The sequence below is a fragment of the Nostoc sp. genome (assembly GCF_036917435.1).
Taxonomy (GTDB): Bacteria; Cyanobacteriota; Cyanobacteriia; order Cyanobacteriales; family Nostocaceae; genus Nostoc.
In genome coordinates this window covers 181,639-199,619 of sequence record NZ_JBALDM010000001.1, presented here as the reverse complement: position 1 = coordinate 199,619, position 17,981 = coordinate 181,639, and the positions used below count along the sequence as shown (strand labels likewise).

The following is a 17,981-nucleotide window of genomic DNA, read 5'->3' as shown; positions in this document are numbered from 1 at the left end:
TTTTATTCTGTGTGACTAGCATCATCAAGAATTGCATCTGGTAATTGATCCTCTAGCAACCGTAGAGGTAGATATAAATAGCCCCCAACTACCATCAATATCATCAGTATTGCGATCGCTACAAACAATAGCGCAATGCCATGCCCTTTTCCTACACCGATAATTCGTCCAATACTTCCAGCCAAGGGGCCACCAACGGCAAGTAATGGTTCAAAGACTTGATCTGCTAGAGGCCCCGCCATCAAATAGGCCAGTGGTGTAGATGCCCAAGCTAGCATAGTCCGCATAGCAAAGACTCTTCCTTGTACGGCTAATGGAACTTTGCTCTGCCAGATAGCCTGATCGGAACTATTAATAACCGCTACACCAAAAAAGTAGATAAAGGCAGCAACAAAGAAGACCGGCACAGAGGGCTGTAATCCACCAAGTAGTATGCACAGTCCATTTAATAGCGTAAAACCTAGTACGCTATATATGCGGTGCTTAAGTCCACCCCAGGCGCTCATCATTAGACCACCAAGCAGCATACCGACCCCACCAATGGAAAACATTGTGCCTAGCACCGTAGCCGAGGTAAAAGATAATACTAATGGGGTAAATAACACGCTAACAATTCCGATTAAGAAATTGCTAATAGTGAAGAACATCAACAATCCTAATAACCCCCGTCGAGTACTGATGTATGTCCATCCATAAATAGCTTCGTGCAGTAAGCCCTTCCCCACTTGAGCTTCAACAGTAATTTTGGGTTTGGGAAATCGGACGAGTAAAAGTGCGATCGCTGCAAAGACAAAAGTCAGGAAGTCGATCAAAATCACGCCCTGAATCTGGATAGTAACAACTAGCACACCAGCTAGTATCGGTGAAATCAGGCGTGAGATTGCATCTGTGGTCTGCACCATACCACTGGCACGACCCAGGTGTTGCTTAGGGACAAGCAGCGTAGTCGCAGCAGCATAGGCTGGCAATTGGAAAGCGCTGAAGGTCGAACTGACTGCTACAGCAAGGTAAATATGCCAAACTTCCAACCGACCTGCAAATAGTAACAATCCCATAGTCAACGTACTCAGTCCAGCCCCACTATCACTAAATATCATTGTCCAGCGACGATCCCATCGATCTACAAATACACCAGCTAGCGGTGAGAGCAAGATGCTAGGCAGCATAGCAAACAGAGAAATCAGGGAGAACTGCGTAACTGAATCAGTTTCTTGATATACCCAAATACCTAATGAAAATCTAGTGATACCAGAGCCGAGCAGCGAAACTAGTTGTCCAAACCAAACCAGGATGAATACGCGCATGATTTTTAGTTCAGATGTATCGCTTTTAATTGCACATTTTATTACCTATAATTCGTCTTAACACCTGATAGTAATTATTCAAAATTAATAGTAGGCTGTTGAAAATTTAATTTGTATAGTGCTTTTATATAAAAGTTTTGTAGCGTTAGCATCTTGTCAGCCCTAATTAAAAAAGTTAAAAGTAAATTATCTTAATTGTTCCAAATTAATACTAATTTTTAAAGCAGTGTGAAGTAGAGGAGGAGTCAAAGCCAGTGCGCCTTCGTGCCACCAATAAATTTGTCGCCAAATCGCTTTATTCCCAGGTAAAAAAGGCTGAATCAAATCTTTCCAAGTATAGCTCCTAGCTAGACAAGGCACAAAAGACTCATGCTCTAAACCTACTTCCATAGGAAAATTTCCCCATGCCTTGGCCTCGGCAAAGGAAGGATTGGAGCCAAAGGCTTTGAGTGCTTCTATAGTGGCAGCACGCACATCAGCCCAAGGATTAACTAGGCTTGAATCGATCAGTAAGTTTTCAGTAAAACAGCAAATTGTTTCCCGGACAATTAGATAACCCCAATTGATTACTGGTTCATTATCTACATTTTTTAAAACAGCTTCAACTCTTTCACCAACTTCTTTGTAGCCGACAACTGAACCATGATCTGCAACACATACCATTTCCATTATCGCCAATAACAACCTATAATTCTCCCAAAAACCTAAGTTAGCTTCCATATCAAAGAAGTAGGTTTCTGGTCTGGTAAATTGGTTTTCTAAAACTCCTTCTCCTAAATATGGATACAAACTTATGGGTAGTTTATGTTGACAAGTAGATAAAACAGAGGAAAGGAAATAATGCGAGCTTCCACCAGCACCGACATCAACAAAGCCAAATTCAGTTGCATCTAGCATTCCTTCTTGTTTTAAATACTTAGCCATTAACAGGCGTTTTTGTTCAGATTGTTGAAGAATTAAATTATGTATATCTTGATCTTTAATTAATAGTTGCTCCAACTGTTGGCGTTCATCAGCACTTAAAGCACGTAACCAGTCTTTTTCTGTAATTCCTATAGAAATCAGTTCCGATTTTATTGCTTCGGGATTGATACACAGCCGAGATAGTATAGTCTTTACTGACATAACTGAGTCAATATTTCCTGATGATCGAAATATTTCACTTAAGTGTTCTTCATCAACACTAGTGATACTCGCAAGTAGCCAAGCATATCTACTTCCATAGAGATAGCAAAGTTCACAGTCAAAATTAAGCTTTTTGATTAGCCTGCGTGCGATTTCAAGTAATATCTGACCATCTCTCGATACAAAGTAGAGTCGCTTTAAGCCTAATTTTTGAGCGCGTCTCAATACCCATAAGATAAAGCCAACTAATAAAGGAGCAATTACACCCGCAGTAACATCACGTTGAGCTTCTTGTTTTGAAGATGAGGCAGGAATTGTTAAACGTGCTAATCTCGATGCTCCCGCCATAACAGATGATAAACCCTCTGTAGCCCAACTGTAAGAATCAAGAATTTCTTCATACCGATTGAGTTTGGCATTTAAAAATGGCGTAACTTTTAGCCCAATGCGCTTTGCAGAGCGAATATCAGACCATAAATCATCACCACAATGAGAGACTAAATTAGGAGCAATACCTTCTTGGTGTAACAACTCTCGGAAAAGTTCACCTGATACCTTTGATTTGCCATAGTCACATGATACATAACAGCGATCGCCATCTAAATACAAACCGTGGTGAGTCAACTGCTTTTGAATGAACTCAGTCCCTATATACATATCGGATACGAATACGATACGCTGGTTGCGATCGCGTGCAGCCTGCACAAGTTCTTTGGCCAAGGGTACAGGACGAATTAATTCAGCTTCTAATTCAAGTTCTAGATTCATCAACTCATCACGCTGCATTTGGGTTAGCCCTAGTGCATTTCCGAGTTCAGCGTAAATTTGACGCAGATTTACTAGAGAATCAATACCACCAGCATTTCGGAAGGCACGCATTTGAGCATCAATACGCGCACGGGCGAAGGCTTCAGGTGTATATTGCGAAAGTGATAAATCTTTCACTTTCTTTCCTAAGAGGATAGCGCCTGACGGTGGTGAACCAAATGCCCGCGTCAAAAGAGTGTCAAATACATCAAATGAAGCAATCTTAGTCATAATATTTCATGGAGTTTTTATGGTTAGGATCGTGGATGAAATAAAATGCAAAACTTCATCCTGTCTCTAGCTTCCCTCTCCTTTATAAGGAGAGGGATTGAGGGTGAGGTAAGCGAGGGACATAAACTGCATGTTATTTAATTCTTATTCCTTAGAGTGTTCAGATCCCCGACTTCTTCAAGAAGTCGGGGATCTTGCAGTCCAGCCAAGAGATAGAATTTCAACCGTTCTTTCAAAGTTTGGATATGAGATAAACTCAACATTGTGTAGTGATCCCCCGGAACAGTAATAATCTCTACTGGTTCAGAAGAAAGTTCATCCCAACCTAAAGTTAGATTGTTCTCTTCAACACTATCCCTGGCTCTGAAGAGAATAATTTGATCTGAATAAACTTGCGGTGTATATTTCAACATCGCTTGGATGTTGCTCTTAAAAACTTGCAGCAAGCCGCGAAGCTGCTGAATGCTAACATCTGGAGGCAAAAGATTAGCTATCTTCGCCTGTTCCAAGAAATAATTGAGTTGTTCGTCTGGTTCGAGTTGCTGAAGATCGTCATAGAAAATAGACGGTTTTTTTCCGGCAGAGTGTGCCATATCGCTAGCGAGATTGGCTAAAATTTTGGCATCGCTATCTTCATCAAAATCTATCGGTTTATTTCTGAAAATTGGAGCTGGGCTGTCTATTAATGCAAGCAGAGCAACTCGATCGCCTTGCTTTTGCAACTGAGTCGCCATCTCAAAAGCCACAATACCACCCATTGACCAACCTCCCAAAAGATAAGTGCCTTGTGGCTGAACAACGCGCAGGGCTTCAATATAGTGCGTTGCCATGTCTTCTATTCGGGTGTAGGGCTGCGATTCTCCATAAAGACCTAGCGATTGCAACCCGTAGAATGGTTGATCTATTCCCAAATGATGGGCTAATTGGTAGTAGCAAAGAACATTGCCACCGACTGGATGAACGAAAAAAAGAGGTTGCTGGGAACCGCGAGGCTGAATTGCAACCAAGGGTGATAAAGGTTGAGAATTAGCCTGCTGACGTATAATACTCGCTAGGTGTTCTATGGTGGCTCCCTGAAATAGAACAGATAATGGAAGGTTGCGCCCAAAATGTTTTTGAATTTGACCCATTAAACGTACAGCCAGCAGCGAATGACCTCCAAGGTCAAAGAAGCTATCTGTGACTGCAATGGGGTGGATATTTAAGATACTTTCCCAAATTTGCGTAAGTTGAAATTCTAAGGTATCACGAGGCGCGATCGCGTCTTGCTGTAAATTGCTTATGGTTGTCTCAGGTACAGGCAACGCTCTACGATCTATTTTCCCATTTGGTGTTAATGGTAGCTGCTCTAGCATCATAAACATGGGAGGCACCATGTAATCAGGCAGTTTTTCCTTGAGGAAGCGACGCAAGTCGTTAACAGCAGGAGTTTTTCCTAACTGAGGTACGACATAAGCCACCAAGCGCTTGTTATCTGGGTTGTCTTCCTGGACTATGACCACGGTTTTCCACACATCAGGGTGCTGGAGTAACACAGCTTCAATTTCACCAAGTTCTATACGGAAGCCGCGAATTTTTACCTGATTATCAATGCGACCAAGAAGTTCAATATTGCCATCACTTAGGTAACGGGCTAAGTCTCCAGTTTTGTACAGGCGAGTTCCTGGTTCATCACTAAAAGGATTGAGAATGAATTTTTCTTTGGTCAAGTCTGGGCGGTTAATGTAGCCTCTGGCAAGTCCCGCACCGCCTATGTACAGTTCACCAGGAACGCCAATCGGAACGGGTTGGAGATGGGAATTTAGAATATATATTGAGATATTGGCAAAAGGACGACCAATTGGTACTAGCCCGTCAATGGGCAAATTAACTTGGGTACTTTCAAAATACAAACTATCAACGGTGGCTTCACTCACCCCATAGGAATTAATCAATCGAGTCTCAATAGCACAGAAACGCCGTAATTCTTTGTACTCCTTCATATAAAAACTATCTGAACCTACCACTAGCAAGTGCATAAAGTTAACATTCTGCTTGGTTGTTTCGAGGTATTGAATTAAGTTCCTCAAAACAGATGGCACAAACTCTGCACAATCAACCTTTTGATTACACATAAGTTCATATAGCTTTTCAGTATCCAAAAGCCACTCATGCGGGCATAAAACTAACTTGGCTCCAGAACAAAGAGCGCGAACCATATCTGCTGAAAAGACATCAAAAGAGAAACTAGCCATTTGTAGGTGACTTGTGGCGAGGCTACGAAGTTGGTAAGCGTTTTCCCAAGCCATATATGCATTGACTAAACTGCCATGATTGGTTGCTACTCCTTTTGGTCTGCCCGTAGAGCCGGAAGTATAAATGACATAAGCTAAGTTTTTGGATGTCACGCTACTGACTAGATTTTCATTGGAAGTCGGCGGGAAACTCCATCCCCTTGTGGGTGGGGAGAGATAGCCGCCCGCCGACTTGGGGCATTGGGCATTGGGCATTGGTAACTCTTCCCCATGCCCCATGTCCCATGCCCCATGCTCAAAAACTCCATCCCCTTGTGGGTGGAGTTTTTCATCATTTTCTTGAGAGATTATTTCCCAGTTTGTATCAAAGCTAACTGTAATAGCTTTATGTTCAGGGAATTTTGCCACTAAATTCTCTTGAGTTAACAAGACTGAAATTCCTGAATCTGCGAACATGAAAGCTAAACGCTCTTGAGGATATGTGGGATCTAGCGGTACGTAAGCCCCACCAGCTTTGAGAATACCCAGGATTCCAACCAGCATTTTGACTGAGCGTTCCATACAAATACCCACCAGCACTTCTGGCCCAACACCCTGTTTTTGTAAGTAGTGCGCCAACTGATTTGCTTGTTGATTTAACTCTCGATAAGTCAGTTGCTCATTTTTAAAGACTACAGCAACAGCGTCCGGTGTCCGCTCTACAACGCTCTCAAATAATTGATGAATGCAGTGATCTTGGGGATACTCAACTTGAGTATTATTCCACTCAAAAAGTAGTAGCTTCCGTTCTGCCTCACTTAAAATTAGCAGATCCGATACTCGGCGATCGCTTGTAGCGCTTGTATCGCTCATTCTTGCGAGTAATGTTTGCAAAGACGATACCATTCGAGTAATGATATTAGCGTCAAATCGGCGATCGCTATAGGAAATTCCTAGCAGCAACTCTGAACCTGGCACAACTGCCACAGTCAGGGGATAGTTTGTTTCCTCAAAAGAATTAACATTTTGAATTTCTAACTCACTACTCCACTCCAGCAAGGAAGCCTCTACAGGGTAATTCTCAAACACTACTAGGCTCTCAAACAAAGGCATACTCCTCGGCACATCAGTCCAGCCTTGAATTTGTACTAGAGGAGTGTACTCGTACTGTCGCGCCTCAATTTGTTGAGTCTGGAGCATCTTCAGCCAGGATGAAAGTAAGTCTTCAGGATGAATTTTCACCCGCACTGGTAGGGTGTTAATGAACAGACCCACCATAGATTCCGCTCCTGTCAGTCCTGCTGAACGACCGGAGACTGTAGTACCAAATACCACATCATCTTCACCACTGTAGCGGCTTAAAAGTAAAGCCCATGCCCCCTGCACTATGGTGTTAAGTGTTAGCTGATGCTTGATAGCCAAAGACTGTAGTGCGGTTGTCACTGTCTCCGATAGCTTGATTTCTTCGTAACCATAACTTTCTTCATGGCTAACGAATCTGTCAGTTATCCGAGAAAATACTAAAGGAGTTGGTGCTTTAAGTCCAACAAGCATTTGCCGCCAAAAAACCTCAGCGTCAGAAAGTTTTTGCTGCTGTAGCCAAGCGATGTAGTCTCGATAAGGACGAGGTAATTGCAAATGTAAGTCTTGTCCCACGCGGTATGCTTCGTAAAAAGCAGTAACTTCTTTAAGAACCAGAGGCCAAGACCACCCATCTAGCAGCAGATGGTGATGACTCCAGACAAATTGGTAAGTGTCAACAGCAAGACGAATCAGAGTTAGGCGCATCAGAGGCGCTTTCGTAAGTTCAAAGCCCTGTTTTCGGTCTGTTTCCAGGAAAGTATCTAGTTGTTCTTGCTGCTCTTGTACTGATAGTCCCTGCCAGTCATATTGTGTACAAGGCAATTTCATATACTGATACACTACTTGAATCGGCTCTTTAATTCCTTCCCAGACGAAAGCTGTTCTGAGAATGGGGTGGCGAACTACAACCTGTTGCCAAGCTTGCTCAAATGCCGAGACATTCAAATTACCATGCAAGGTACAAAGCGTTTGATTAAAATATACTCCTGAGTCAGGAGCATAAAGGGTGTGAAAAAGTATGCCCTCCTGCATGGGCGAGAGGGGATAAAAATTTTCTATATTTTTCAAGTTCCTTCTCCAATAGCTTTAGTCATCTCGTCTAAATCGGCTTGGTTCCATTGACTCCACTGAAATTCTGCAAAATCTGAAGGCGTGTAGCTGGTAGTATGAGGGGATTGGGAGTGAGTGATTAGCGATCGCAGCACCTCTAAGCTACTATGGGCTAACTTCTCAATTGTGAATTGTTGATGAATAGCTTCACAGTACGTCCACTCAATTTGCAGTTGACCTTCCACAACAAAGCTATTGACTTCTAGCAGATATTTTCTAATTCCTTCGGGACTGCGGGCAGGTTCAGTAGATTCCTGGGCTGGTTTAAACAGAGATGCTTCAGGCAAAACCAAATCAAGCTGTCCAAGGTAATTGAAACTTACCTCAGCTTGGGGTAAAGCTCTCAGTTGCTGGGTAACTTCTACATTTTTAGTTAAATAACGCAGTACACCATAGCCAATACCTCTATTTGGAATTGTGTGCAGTTGTTCTTTAACAAACTTCAACACCTCTACAACAGAAGAATCTTTTGGTGCTAACCACACTGGGAAAACTGTAGTAAACCAGCCTACTGTCCTAGAAAGGTCTATATCCGTAAAAAGTCCTTCTCGTCCATGACCTTCCACATCCACCAAAAGCGATCGCACTCCAGTCCACTGTGCAAAAGCTTGTATTAACGCTGTTAGCAATACCTCATTAATTTCGGTTTGATAAATTCTTGGTATATCTTGCAGCAGAGAGCGGGTTTCTGAGGAATTTAGTGTAAGTGATATCGTCCGAGTCGAAGCTATTATATTTTTTCCCTCAGCGTAATCTACTGGTAGCCGTGAAACCTTCTTGGGTAGCGTTGTTAACCAGTAGTTTAGTTCTTGCTGAAGCTCTGGCGATCGCCCGTACTCTCTAAGTCTTTCCGCCCACTGTTTAAACGAAGTTGTTTTCAGTGAAAGTTGTATTTTCCCTTGACTAAGTTGCTTGTAAGCTTTTTCCAGATCATCAAGTAAAATCCGCCAGGAAACACCATCAACAGCTAGATGGTGGATAACGATTAGCAAGCGGCTTGGCTCGCTAATTCCCAGTTTAAAGAAAGCAACCCGCATCAATGGCCCTTCTAAAAGGTTGAGGCTAGTTTGCAGTTCGGCAGCAGTTGTCTCAATGGCGCTTTGTTGCTCAACTGCTGGTAGCCTTGACAAATCTAAGCTGGTAAATGGTACTAATTTGCTGGGTTCTATGTTGACTTGCTCCCAGCCAGATTCTTTTTTGGTAAAACGCAAGCGAAGCGCGTCGTGGTGTATCAGTAATTCCTGTACTACCTCCTCCAACAGTACCGGGTTGAGAACTTGCCGTACTTCTAGCAAAACTGCTTGGTTATAGTGGTGAGGATTAGACAAATGCAGATCAAAAAACCAGTATTGGATGGGAATTAGAGGAATTGAACCACTCACCACCCCTTGTTCAGCTTCGATAGTCTGAGTTGTGCCGACTAATGCTGCCAACTCAGCAATAGTCGGGTAATCAAATAGTTGTTTAGGAATCAGCTGAAGACCTGCTTGACTAGCTTTCGCAACGATCTGAATATTGAGGATCGAATCTCCTCCCAACTCAAAAAAGTTATCATGAATTCCCACTCGCTGTAAGCCAAGAACTTGACACCAAATTTGTGCTAATGCTTTCTCAACTGAGGTGTGAGGCGCAACAAATACTACTTCAAGCTCTGACTTTTCTTGCTGATAAGTCGGTAGTGCTTGGCGATCTACTTTACCATTTGGGTTCAGTGGTAACGCCTTCAACACCACAAAATCCGACGGCATCATATAATCAGGTAAGTGATTTTTCAAAAAGCTACGCAGTTCAATAACCTTGGGTGCTGGCTCTTGATTTGGAACAATATAGGCAATTAAACGCTTGTTGCCCATATTGTCCTCCTTAGCCAAAACTACGGCTTCCCGCAGATTTGAGTGTTGAGTCAGTAACGCTTCAATCTCTCCCAACTCAATGCGGAAACCCCGGATTTTGACTTGATGATCAATTCGTCCCAAAAACTCAATGTTTCCATCTAATAAATAACGGGCTAAATCTCCTGTCTTGTACAGGCGACAAGATTTTGGATTTTGGACTTCGGCTACGCTCAGTCGAACGATTTTGGATTTTGGATTATCACACCTGTCCTCTAATCTAAAATCTAAAATCGGCAATCCAAAATTGTCGAAGGGGTTGGAAATAAACTTTTCGGCAGTTAATTCAGGACGGTTGAGATATCCTCTTGCTAAACCCAGACCGCCAATGTGCAATTCCCCAGCAACTCCAATTGGTACAAGGATGTCGAAGGCAGTAATTGATGGTGACGCTCTACTAACTCACTAGAACAAGTCTCGCCTGCTACAATGACGGTGCCAAGAGAAACCAACTCGGCCGGATCTATATGCGCCAACAGAGCGCTGTACAGCGAAGGAACACTCAACCAGTGTGAAATCTGATATTTAGCGATCGCCTTTGCTAACTGCCAGATGTCTTTTTGGCTACCTTCCTTCAGCAGTACTAACTTTCCTCCTTGACAAAGCGTCCAAAAAATGCAAGCGACTGAGCTATCAAAGGCAAAGGAGGGAACTAATAAGAAACTACTAACGGGTTCTTGGTAATAGGCTATCCTCGCACTGGTTGAGTGAACCACATTTTTGTGAGTGATTAATACTCCCTTGGGTTGGCCTGTTGAACCAGAGGTGTAGATAATGTATGCCAGATTTTCTGGAGTAGTTTGATTAATGGGGTTCTCTGTACTGTTTTCATCTGAATCTAGACATACTATTTGCGCCTGATGGGTAGGAAGTTTTGCAACCAAATGTGTTTGAGTCAGCAAAACTGATATTTGGGCATCTTCCAAGATAAAGGCAAGATGTTCTTTAGGATATGCCGGATCTAGCGGGACATAAGCACCGCCGGCTTTGAGGATAGCCAGAATTCCCACTACCATTTCTAGCGATCGCTCTACACAGATTGCTACTGGTACATCGGAACTAACTCCTAAGCTACGTAGGTGATGTGCAACTGCATTGGCGCGATCGTTCAACTGTTGGTAACTGAGTTGCTCATCTTCAAAAATTAAAGCGATCGCATCAGGGGTTTTCCCAGTCTGAATTTCAAATTGTTGATGAATACATAAATCCTGTGAATATTCAGTTGCAGTGTTATTCCAATCCACTAACAAAGTCTGCTGTTCTCTATCTGGAAGCAAACATTGGGACTCATAACGCTCCCAAGGCTGTGTAGACATTAGCGTTAAGGTTTCGCTGAAATAGTTGCCAATTGCCTCTAGTTGTGCATTATTTATATCTGTCAAATCACACTCCAAATCGAGTTGTATCTGTTCCGAAATTGAATCGAGATTGAACTCAACCCTTAAAGCAAAGTGGGTTTCTCCAAATCCTTGCGCCCCCAAGATTTCCGTATTTTTCAAGGATTGCAGGCTTTTGAAGATATGAAAGTGTGTGTAGTTAAAAACAGTCTCAAATAAATGCTGATTACTGTTAAGTTTCTTCAACTCAGCATAAGGATAACGTCTGAAAGCTAACAATTCCCGTTCCGCCTCGAAGACTTGTTGCACTAACTCTACCCAGGTTCCACCCGTCAGTTGCAGACGCAAAGGAACTGTATTGAGGTGAATACCCAGCGTTTGCTCTCCGTCTTTTTCTTCCAGTCGTCCATTGGATTCCAACCCTGTAAGGATATCGGTTTCACCACTGAGCAAACCCATAACTCTTAAGTGTGCAGCCAGTAAGACTTGTTTAACTGGAACTTCTGCTAGTCGAGCCAGTTTCTTTAGTCCGTCAGAAAGCTGGTAAGAAATGGGAACATTGAGAACACCAATTTGGGGATTGTCACTTCTACCGCGAGTAGAAAAAGACCAGCGTGGTAATTTCGTTATTACATAACCTTGCAATTTTTTTTGCCAGTACTCCCGGCATTCTGTGGACTTAAGTGTTGAACGCTCTAAAGCAATAAAGTCTCGGTAAGAAATAGTTGGAGGTGAATCAATAGGATAGATTTCTTCACCGAGGAGAGCATCGTAGCGATGCAGCAATTCTGTGAGTAGAGAAGCTGTACTCCATCCATCGAGAATCGAGTCGTGAAAACTCAAAATGAGATAAAAGGAATCATCTGTGAGGCGGTGAATAAAAAAGCGAATCAGGGGAGGACAAGCCCAGTCAAAATTTCGGTTTTTTTCCGCTTCTATCCAGTTTTTTATCGCTTTAGAGCGTTGAACTAGGGACAGAAGGCGCAAATCTTCCAGATGAAATGGTACAGAAATTGTCTGATGAACTAGCTGTAGTGGTTCGCTAAAGTTAGTCAAATCGAATGAGGTGCGGAGAATGGCGTGACGCTCAACCAACTGCTGTAGAGCTTTTTGAAAAAGCTGAGTGTCTAAACGGACTCGCAAATGATAAAGGAAGATGTCATGATACATCGGGGAATCAGGGCTGGCTTGACTGTGGAATATCACTCCAGCCTGAATCCTAGCTAACGGATAAGCATCTTCTACACCGTTGGGTAGTTTTTGGCGATCGCCATCAGAGATGAGGCTAAATGCTGCCGTTTTCGGCGTTGACAAAGCATTAGGTTGACAATAAGTCAATATTTGCGCTAGTTGCTCAATGGTTTGATGCTGGAAAAGTTGCTGAAGAGAAAAGTTTAAGCCTTGTTCAGTTGCTCTCGCCCGCACCTGAATACTTCGGATAGAATCGCCTCCTAACTCAAAGAAATTGTCGTGGATGCCGATCGGTTCAAGATTTAGAACTTGTGACCAAATCTGAGCCAATGCACTCTCTATCGAAGTGCGCGGAGCTACAAATACTTTTTCTAAATCAGGCCGAACGTTATTAGGAGCGGGAAGTGCAAGGCGATCTACTTTCCCGTTCGCTGTCAGGGGAAATACCTTCAGCATCACAAAGGCCGCAGGTATCATGTAGTCTGGTAGTCGCTCTTGCAAAAAGCCGCGCAATTCAGTCAGATTAGGTTTTGGCTCTTGATGATAAATACAATAAGCAACTAATAATTTGTTAGTAGGCTCAGATTTTGATTCAGGCGATCGCACCTTAATAAAGCGGCGTAAATCAGCGATCGCCCCTGAGTCCTCTAGATCGTTGATTGAATTAACCCCCCAGCTTTTAGAGTTATTCTCTCGAACGAGAGCGATCGCCTCTTGAATAGCAGGGTGTTGGCACAAAACAGCCTCAATCTCTCCCAACTCAATGCGGAAACCCCGAATCTTTACTTGATGATCAATTCGTCCCAGGTACTCAAGTTCGCCATTAGGCAAGTAACGAGCCAGATCCCCAGATTTATAAAGACGATTGAATTTTGAATTTTCAAAGGGATTAGTAATAAACCGTTCAGCAGTCAATTCCGGTCGATTAAGATAACCACGAGTCACACCCGCACCACCAATGTAGAGTTCACCAGCCACCCCAATAGGAACTGGTTGCTGTTGTGAATCTAATAGATATACTTGCAAATCAGGAATACGATGCCCGATTGGGCTAATACCTCTTTGGCTTAAATCCGCCACCGTGATGGGACGATAAGTTACGTGTACGGTTGTCTCTGTAATGCCGTACATATTGACTAATTGCGGTTCCCTATCTCCGTGTCGCTCAAACCAGGATTGTAAACTCCCAAGTTCCAAAGCTTCACCACCAAAAATTACTTTTCGCAGAGCCAGAGTTCCAGTGTTCCCGGCTTCCTCCTCTGCACGCATGAGTTGACGGAAGGCAGATGGAGTTTGATTGAGGATTGTTACCTGTTCGGTACATAACAAGTTATAAAACGCATCTGGCGACCTAGTAATCCAGTAAGGAACAACCACCAGCCGTCCACCATGAAGGAGAGCGCCCCAAATCTCCCAAACAGAAAAGTCAAATGCATAGGAGTGAAAATTTGTCCACACGTCGCGATCGCTAAAATTAAACCACGATTGGGTAGCAGCAAACAGTCGCATCACATTCTGGTGAGTAACTAAAACGCCCTTGGGTTTACCCGTTGAGCCAGAGGTGTAAATTACATAAGCCAGATTATTTGTAGTTACTTCACTAACTGGATTATCTACCCTAATCTCCCCGTCTTTGTCCAAACAAACCACCTGCGCCTCATGCTCAGGCAAACCTGTGAGCAATTTATCCTCGGTTAACAATACCCAAACCTGGGCATCATTCAACATAAATGCTACACGTTCCTTCGGATAAGTCGGATCTAAAGGGACATAAGCCCCACCAGCCTTGAGAATTCCCAAAATACTCACAACCATATCTACAGAGCGTTCTAGGTAGATGCCAACTAACACCTCCGGTTTCACACCCATTGTCTGCAAATGATGTGCTAACTGATTCGCTCGTTGGTTCAATTCTCGGTAGGTGAGCCGTTCTTGTTCAAAGACCAGTGCAACTGCTTCTGGTGTCCGCTCTACCTGAAGTTCAAACTGTTGATGGAGACAAGAATCGTTTTGATAATCCGCCTGGATAGCGTTCCACTCCACCAATAGCTGATGCTGTTCGGAATCCGTTAAAAGTGGCAAAATACAGAGGTGCTGCTGTGGATTAGCAACGATACCTTCGAGCAATGCCTGAAAATGCTTTGCTATTCGGGCAATAGTAGCAGCATCAAACAAATCTGTATTGTATTGCCAAGAAGCAGACAGCGTTCCATCCACCTCAGCCATCATCAGCGTCAGATCGAACTGAGCTATGCGCTGAGGCAAATGCAGGGATTCTAATTCTAGATCCCCTAATTTTATCCTTGCCCCTGTTTCTCCTAATGCGAATGCTGCCAAACCTTCTTCGTTAAGCAAGTGCGTTTTCTGCAAGACAAACATCACTTGGAAAAGTGGGGAGCGACTGGGATCACGCACTGGTTGTAGTTGCTCAACTAACCGTGAAAAGGGGTAATCCTGGTGCTTGAAGGCATCAAGTACAGAGGAGCGCACTTGATTAAGAAACGCCTCAAAAGTTGGGTTTCCAGAAATATGCGATCGCACAACCACTGTGTTGACAAAATACCCCACTAATGCTCCTAAATCCGCTCGACTTCTACCTGTTGTTGGCGAGCCTACTAATAGATCCTCTTGACCTGATAAGCGGTAGAGTAGCACCTGAAAAGCTGCTAGCAATGTCATGTAGAAGGTAGCACTGTTAGCGTTACTCAAAGCTTTAAGTTTTTGTGTTAAATCTGCATCCAGTTTGAATAACTGTGAAGCCCCTCGATAAGTTTGCAAAGGTGGTCGAGGTCGGTCAGTAGGTAAATTCAAAACTGGCAACTCTCCTGAGAGTTGTTTCTGCCAGTATGCCCAAAGCCGCTCACCTGTCGGACTAGCGATTGCTTCTGCCCAAGCACGAACATAGTCAGTGTACTTGAAGGTTAGGGAGATGAGGGTATGTTGCTTACCAGCTTTTTGTGCTTGATAGATAACTCCCAACTCATCTACAAGTACTGTTAAAGACCAGAAGTCAGCAACAATATGGTGTACAGCTAGCAGCAGGATATGTTCATTGGTCAACCGAGTGAACAGATTCACCCGCAGTAAGGGGCCAGTTTCCAGATTGAAGGGACGGTGAGCTTCTGTAATTAAGCGGTCTTCTAGAAGTTTCTCAGTCCAAGTCGAAGCGTCCTCATGCTGAAAACAAACCTCTAAGTGTTCGTGGATATACTGTGTGGCTTTCCCTTGGTAAGCAATAAAGGTAGTTCGTAAACAAGGATGGCGGTCTACTAGCACTTGAAATGCACGTTGCAAGGCAGCAATATCGAGTTCGCCATGCAAACGTACAGCATTGACAATATTGTAGGCGGGGCTTGAGGGTGAGAGTTGATGCAGGAACCACAAAGCCTGCTGACCATAGGAAAGAGGATACTCAGTGACAGCTTGCCTTTCTGGAGTTAAAGTAACTTGAGGAGAGAGTAAAGATGCTGTTAACTGGGTAAGTAGTGCGATCGAAGAACCTTCTAGGATATTAGCCATTGGCAATACCACACCCAGTTGAGTTTCGATGCTGTTTTGAAGTTCAATAGCCGTTAAAGAATCGACACCTAAAGTACTCAAAGGCTGCTGATAATCCAACTGCGATCGAGCTATTTTGAGAACTTGAGCTACTAACTCTTGTAAATAAGAAGTTAACTGTAGGTGTTGATCTTCTGGTTCTAATGCCAACAGCGCTTCACGGTTCAACGATCTGACCGTAAAATTAGATTGTTCTAAAATGCTGCTGCCTACGATATCTAGGCTGTTATTAAGAAACCCAACTCGGCAAGCATGACGTTGGATCTTGCCACTCGAAGTTTTGGGGATACTCCCAGTTTTGAGCAATAGCACTGCATAAACTTGCAGTTCATGTTCTTCCACTATTGCCTGACGGATGGCTCTAACGACCTCATCAATATCCAAATTCTTGAGATAAGTGCGTTTCACCTCTATTGCCAGCACCAACCGCTCTTCATCGGCAACCTCAAGGTCAAATGCTGCACTACTGCTTGATTGCAGTGCTGGGTGGCTCTGTTCTGATGTTTGTTCAATGTCTTGAGGGTAATGGTTACGACCTCGGATGATGATTAAGTCTTTGAGGCGACCAGTAATAAACAGTTCACCCTGGTACAAAAATCCCAAGTCGCCAGTACGCAGAAACGGGCCTTCTCCAGTATCTTTTAGGTAGGCTCGGAAAGTCTCCTGTGTCTGCTCTGTCTGATTCCAGTATCCTTGAGTTACGCTCGAACCTGCTACCCAAATCTCACCTACTTGATCATTGCTGCAACGGGTCAAGGTATCAGCATGAGCAATGACAATCTGCATATCCTGTAACGGTTGACCACAAGAGACTAGCGTCTTTTCCCCAATCCCATTTCCAACAGCCGAGACGACCTGATTTTGATCTAGTGCTATTTGCTGGAAGGGTTGCACTAATGGAGCGGCTGTCTTGATTCCACCAGAAACAATCAAAGTGGTTTCGGCCATACCATAACAGGGGTAAAAAGCTTCGTGGCGAAAACCACAGTCAGCAAAAGTTGCTGCAAACCGTTCCAGGGTTTGGGCGCGTACAGGCTCTGCTCCGTTAAAAGCGACTTGCCAACTGCTCAAGTCAAGAGTAGCTCGCTGTTCGGGAGTAATCTTGTTCACACACAGATCGTATGCAAAATTAGGCCCACCGCTAGTAGTCGCTTTGTATCGGGAAATCGCCTGTAACCAACGTAGGGGGCGCTGTAGAAAAGCTACCGGAGACATGAGAATGCAGGGAATGCCCAAGTACAGGGGCTGAAGCATATTTCCAATCAGTCCCATATCATGAAACAGAGGGAGCCAACCTACAAAGATAGTCTTCGAGCTATGCCCCATAGCCTGCTGTATGATGCGCTGGTTATGCAGAAGATTTCCATGACTAACCATTACCCCTTTGGGTGTGGCAGTGGAACCTGATGTGTATTGTAGAAAAGCTAAAGTATCACTTCTGGGTTTAGTATGGAGCCAATTGTTCTCTAGTCCACTCTTAACACTGTCGGTAGCTAGCCACTGCATGGACTTGAGGTTTGAAGTTTGGAACAACTGGGGTTCCATCTGGGTAAGAATCTTTGTGGTTGTCAGTGCAACAGTTGCTTCTGCCTCAGCCACAATAGTTTCTAATCTGGGCATGGGTCGATTCAGCCGAGGTGGATAAGCGGGGACGGCAACGACTCCAGCGTAGAGACACCCAAAAAAGGCGGCAATGTATTCTAGACCTGCCGGATACAGTAGTAAAGCACGCTCTCCACTGACTACACAATTTTGAAGCAAGGCTGCAATAGTTCGAGCTTGACAATCGAGTTCCTGGTAAGTCAAATGGGCTTCTTCTGTTTCTCCATCAAGCAAAAAAGAATAGGCTTTCTGTTTGGGCTGTTCGCTCGCTCGAAAACGAAGAATTTCTACGAAACTAGAAAAATCGATTGGTAGCTCTAAAGGTTGATCGCCCATTTGTAACACCACTTACTACTCATGCTCAGTTAATTGACAAAAAAGTCATAACTGACCAAATTAGCGGCTAAAATGCTTTCAAGCACGGACACTAACTCTATATCCTCAATCAAGCTGTTACCTACGTCAAAAGACAAGATGTCAAACTTCGGACACCCTACATAAATATGCCAATGCTATCGTCTACCTAAT

At 43.7% G+C, this 17,981-nt stretch carries 5 protein-coding genes; all 5 read right to left on the bottom strand.

The window, feature by feature from the left end; genetic code table 11:
- Positions 1-2: 2 nt before the first annotated feature.
- The 5 genes from V7K98_RS00880 to V7K98_RS00860 all read right to left on the bottom strand — a co-directional run bounded on the left by V7K98_RS00880 (position 3) and on the right by V7K98_RS00860 (position 17,801).
- Positions 3-1,304 (bottom strand): MFS transporter, encoded by a 1,302-nt coding sequence (locus V7K98_RS00880; protein ID WP_335018660.1) that lies wholly within the window; start codon positions 1,302-1,304, stop codon positions 3-5.
- Between the two features lie 186 nt (positions 1,305-1,490).
- Positions 1,491-3,467: an HAD family hydrolase gene (locus tag V7K98_RS00875; protein ID WP_335018658.1), complete on the bottom strand. Its 1,977-nt coding sequence runs from the start codon at positions 3,465-3,467 to the stop codon at positions 1,491-1,493.
- A 137-nt stretch (positions 3,468-3,604) separates the two neighbouring features.
- On the bottom strand, positions 3,605-7,831 hold the full coding sequence (locus tag V7K98_RS00870; RefSeq protein WP_335018656.1) for a condensation domain-containing protein: 4,227 nt from the start codon (positions 7,829-7,831) through the stop codon (positions 3,605-3,607).
- Entirely contained in the window at positions 7,828-10,101 is a 2,274-nt protein-coding gene (locus V7K98_RS00865) for a condensation domain-containing protein (protein ID WP_335018654.1), read from the bottom strand. The genes V7K98_RS00870 and V7K98_RS00865 overlap by 4 nt, the downstream gene beginning before the upstream one ends.
- Entirely contained in the window at positions 10,077-17,801 is a 7,725-nt protein-coding gene (locus V7K98_RS00860) for an amino acid adenylation domain-containing protein (protein ID WP_335018652.1), read from the bottom strand. The genes V7K98_RS00865 and V7K98_RS00860 overlap by 25 nt, the downstream gene beginning before the upstream one ends.
- Positions 17,802-17,981 lie beyond the last annotated feature (180 nt).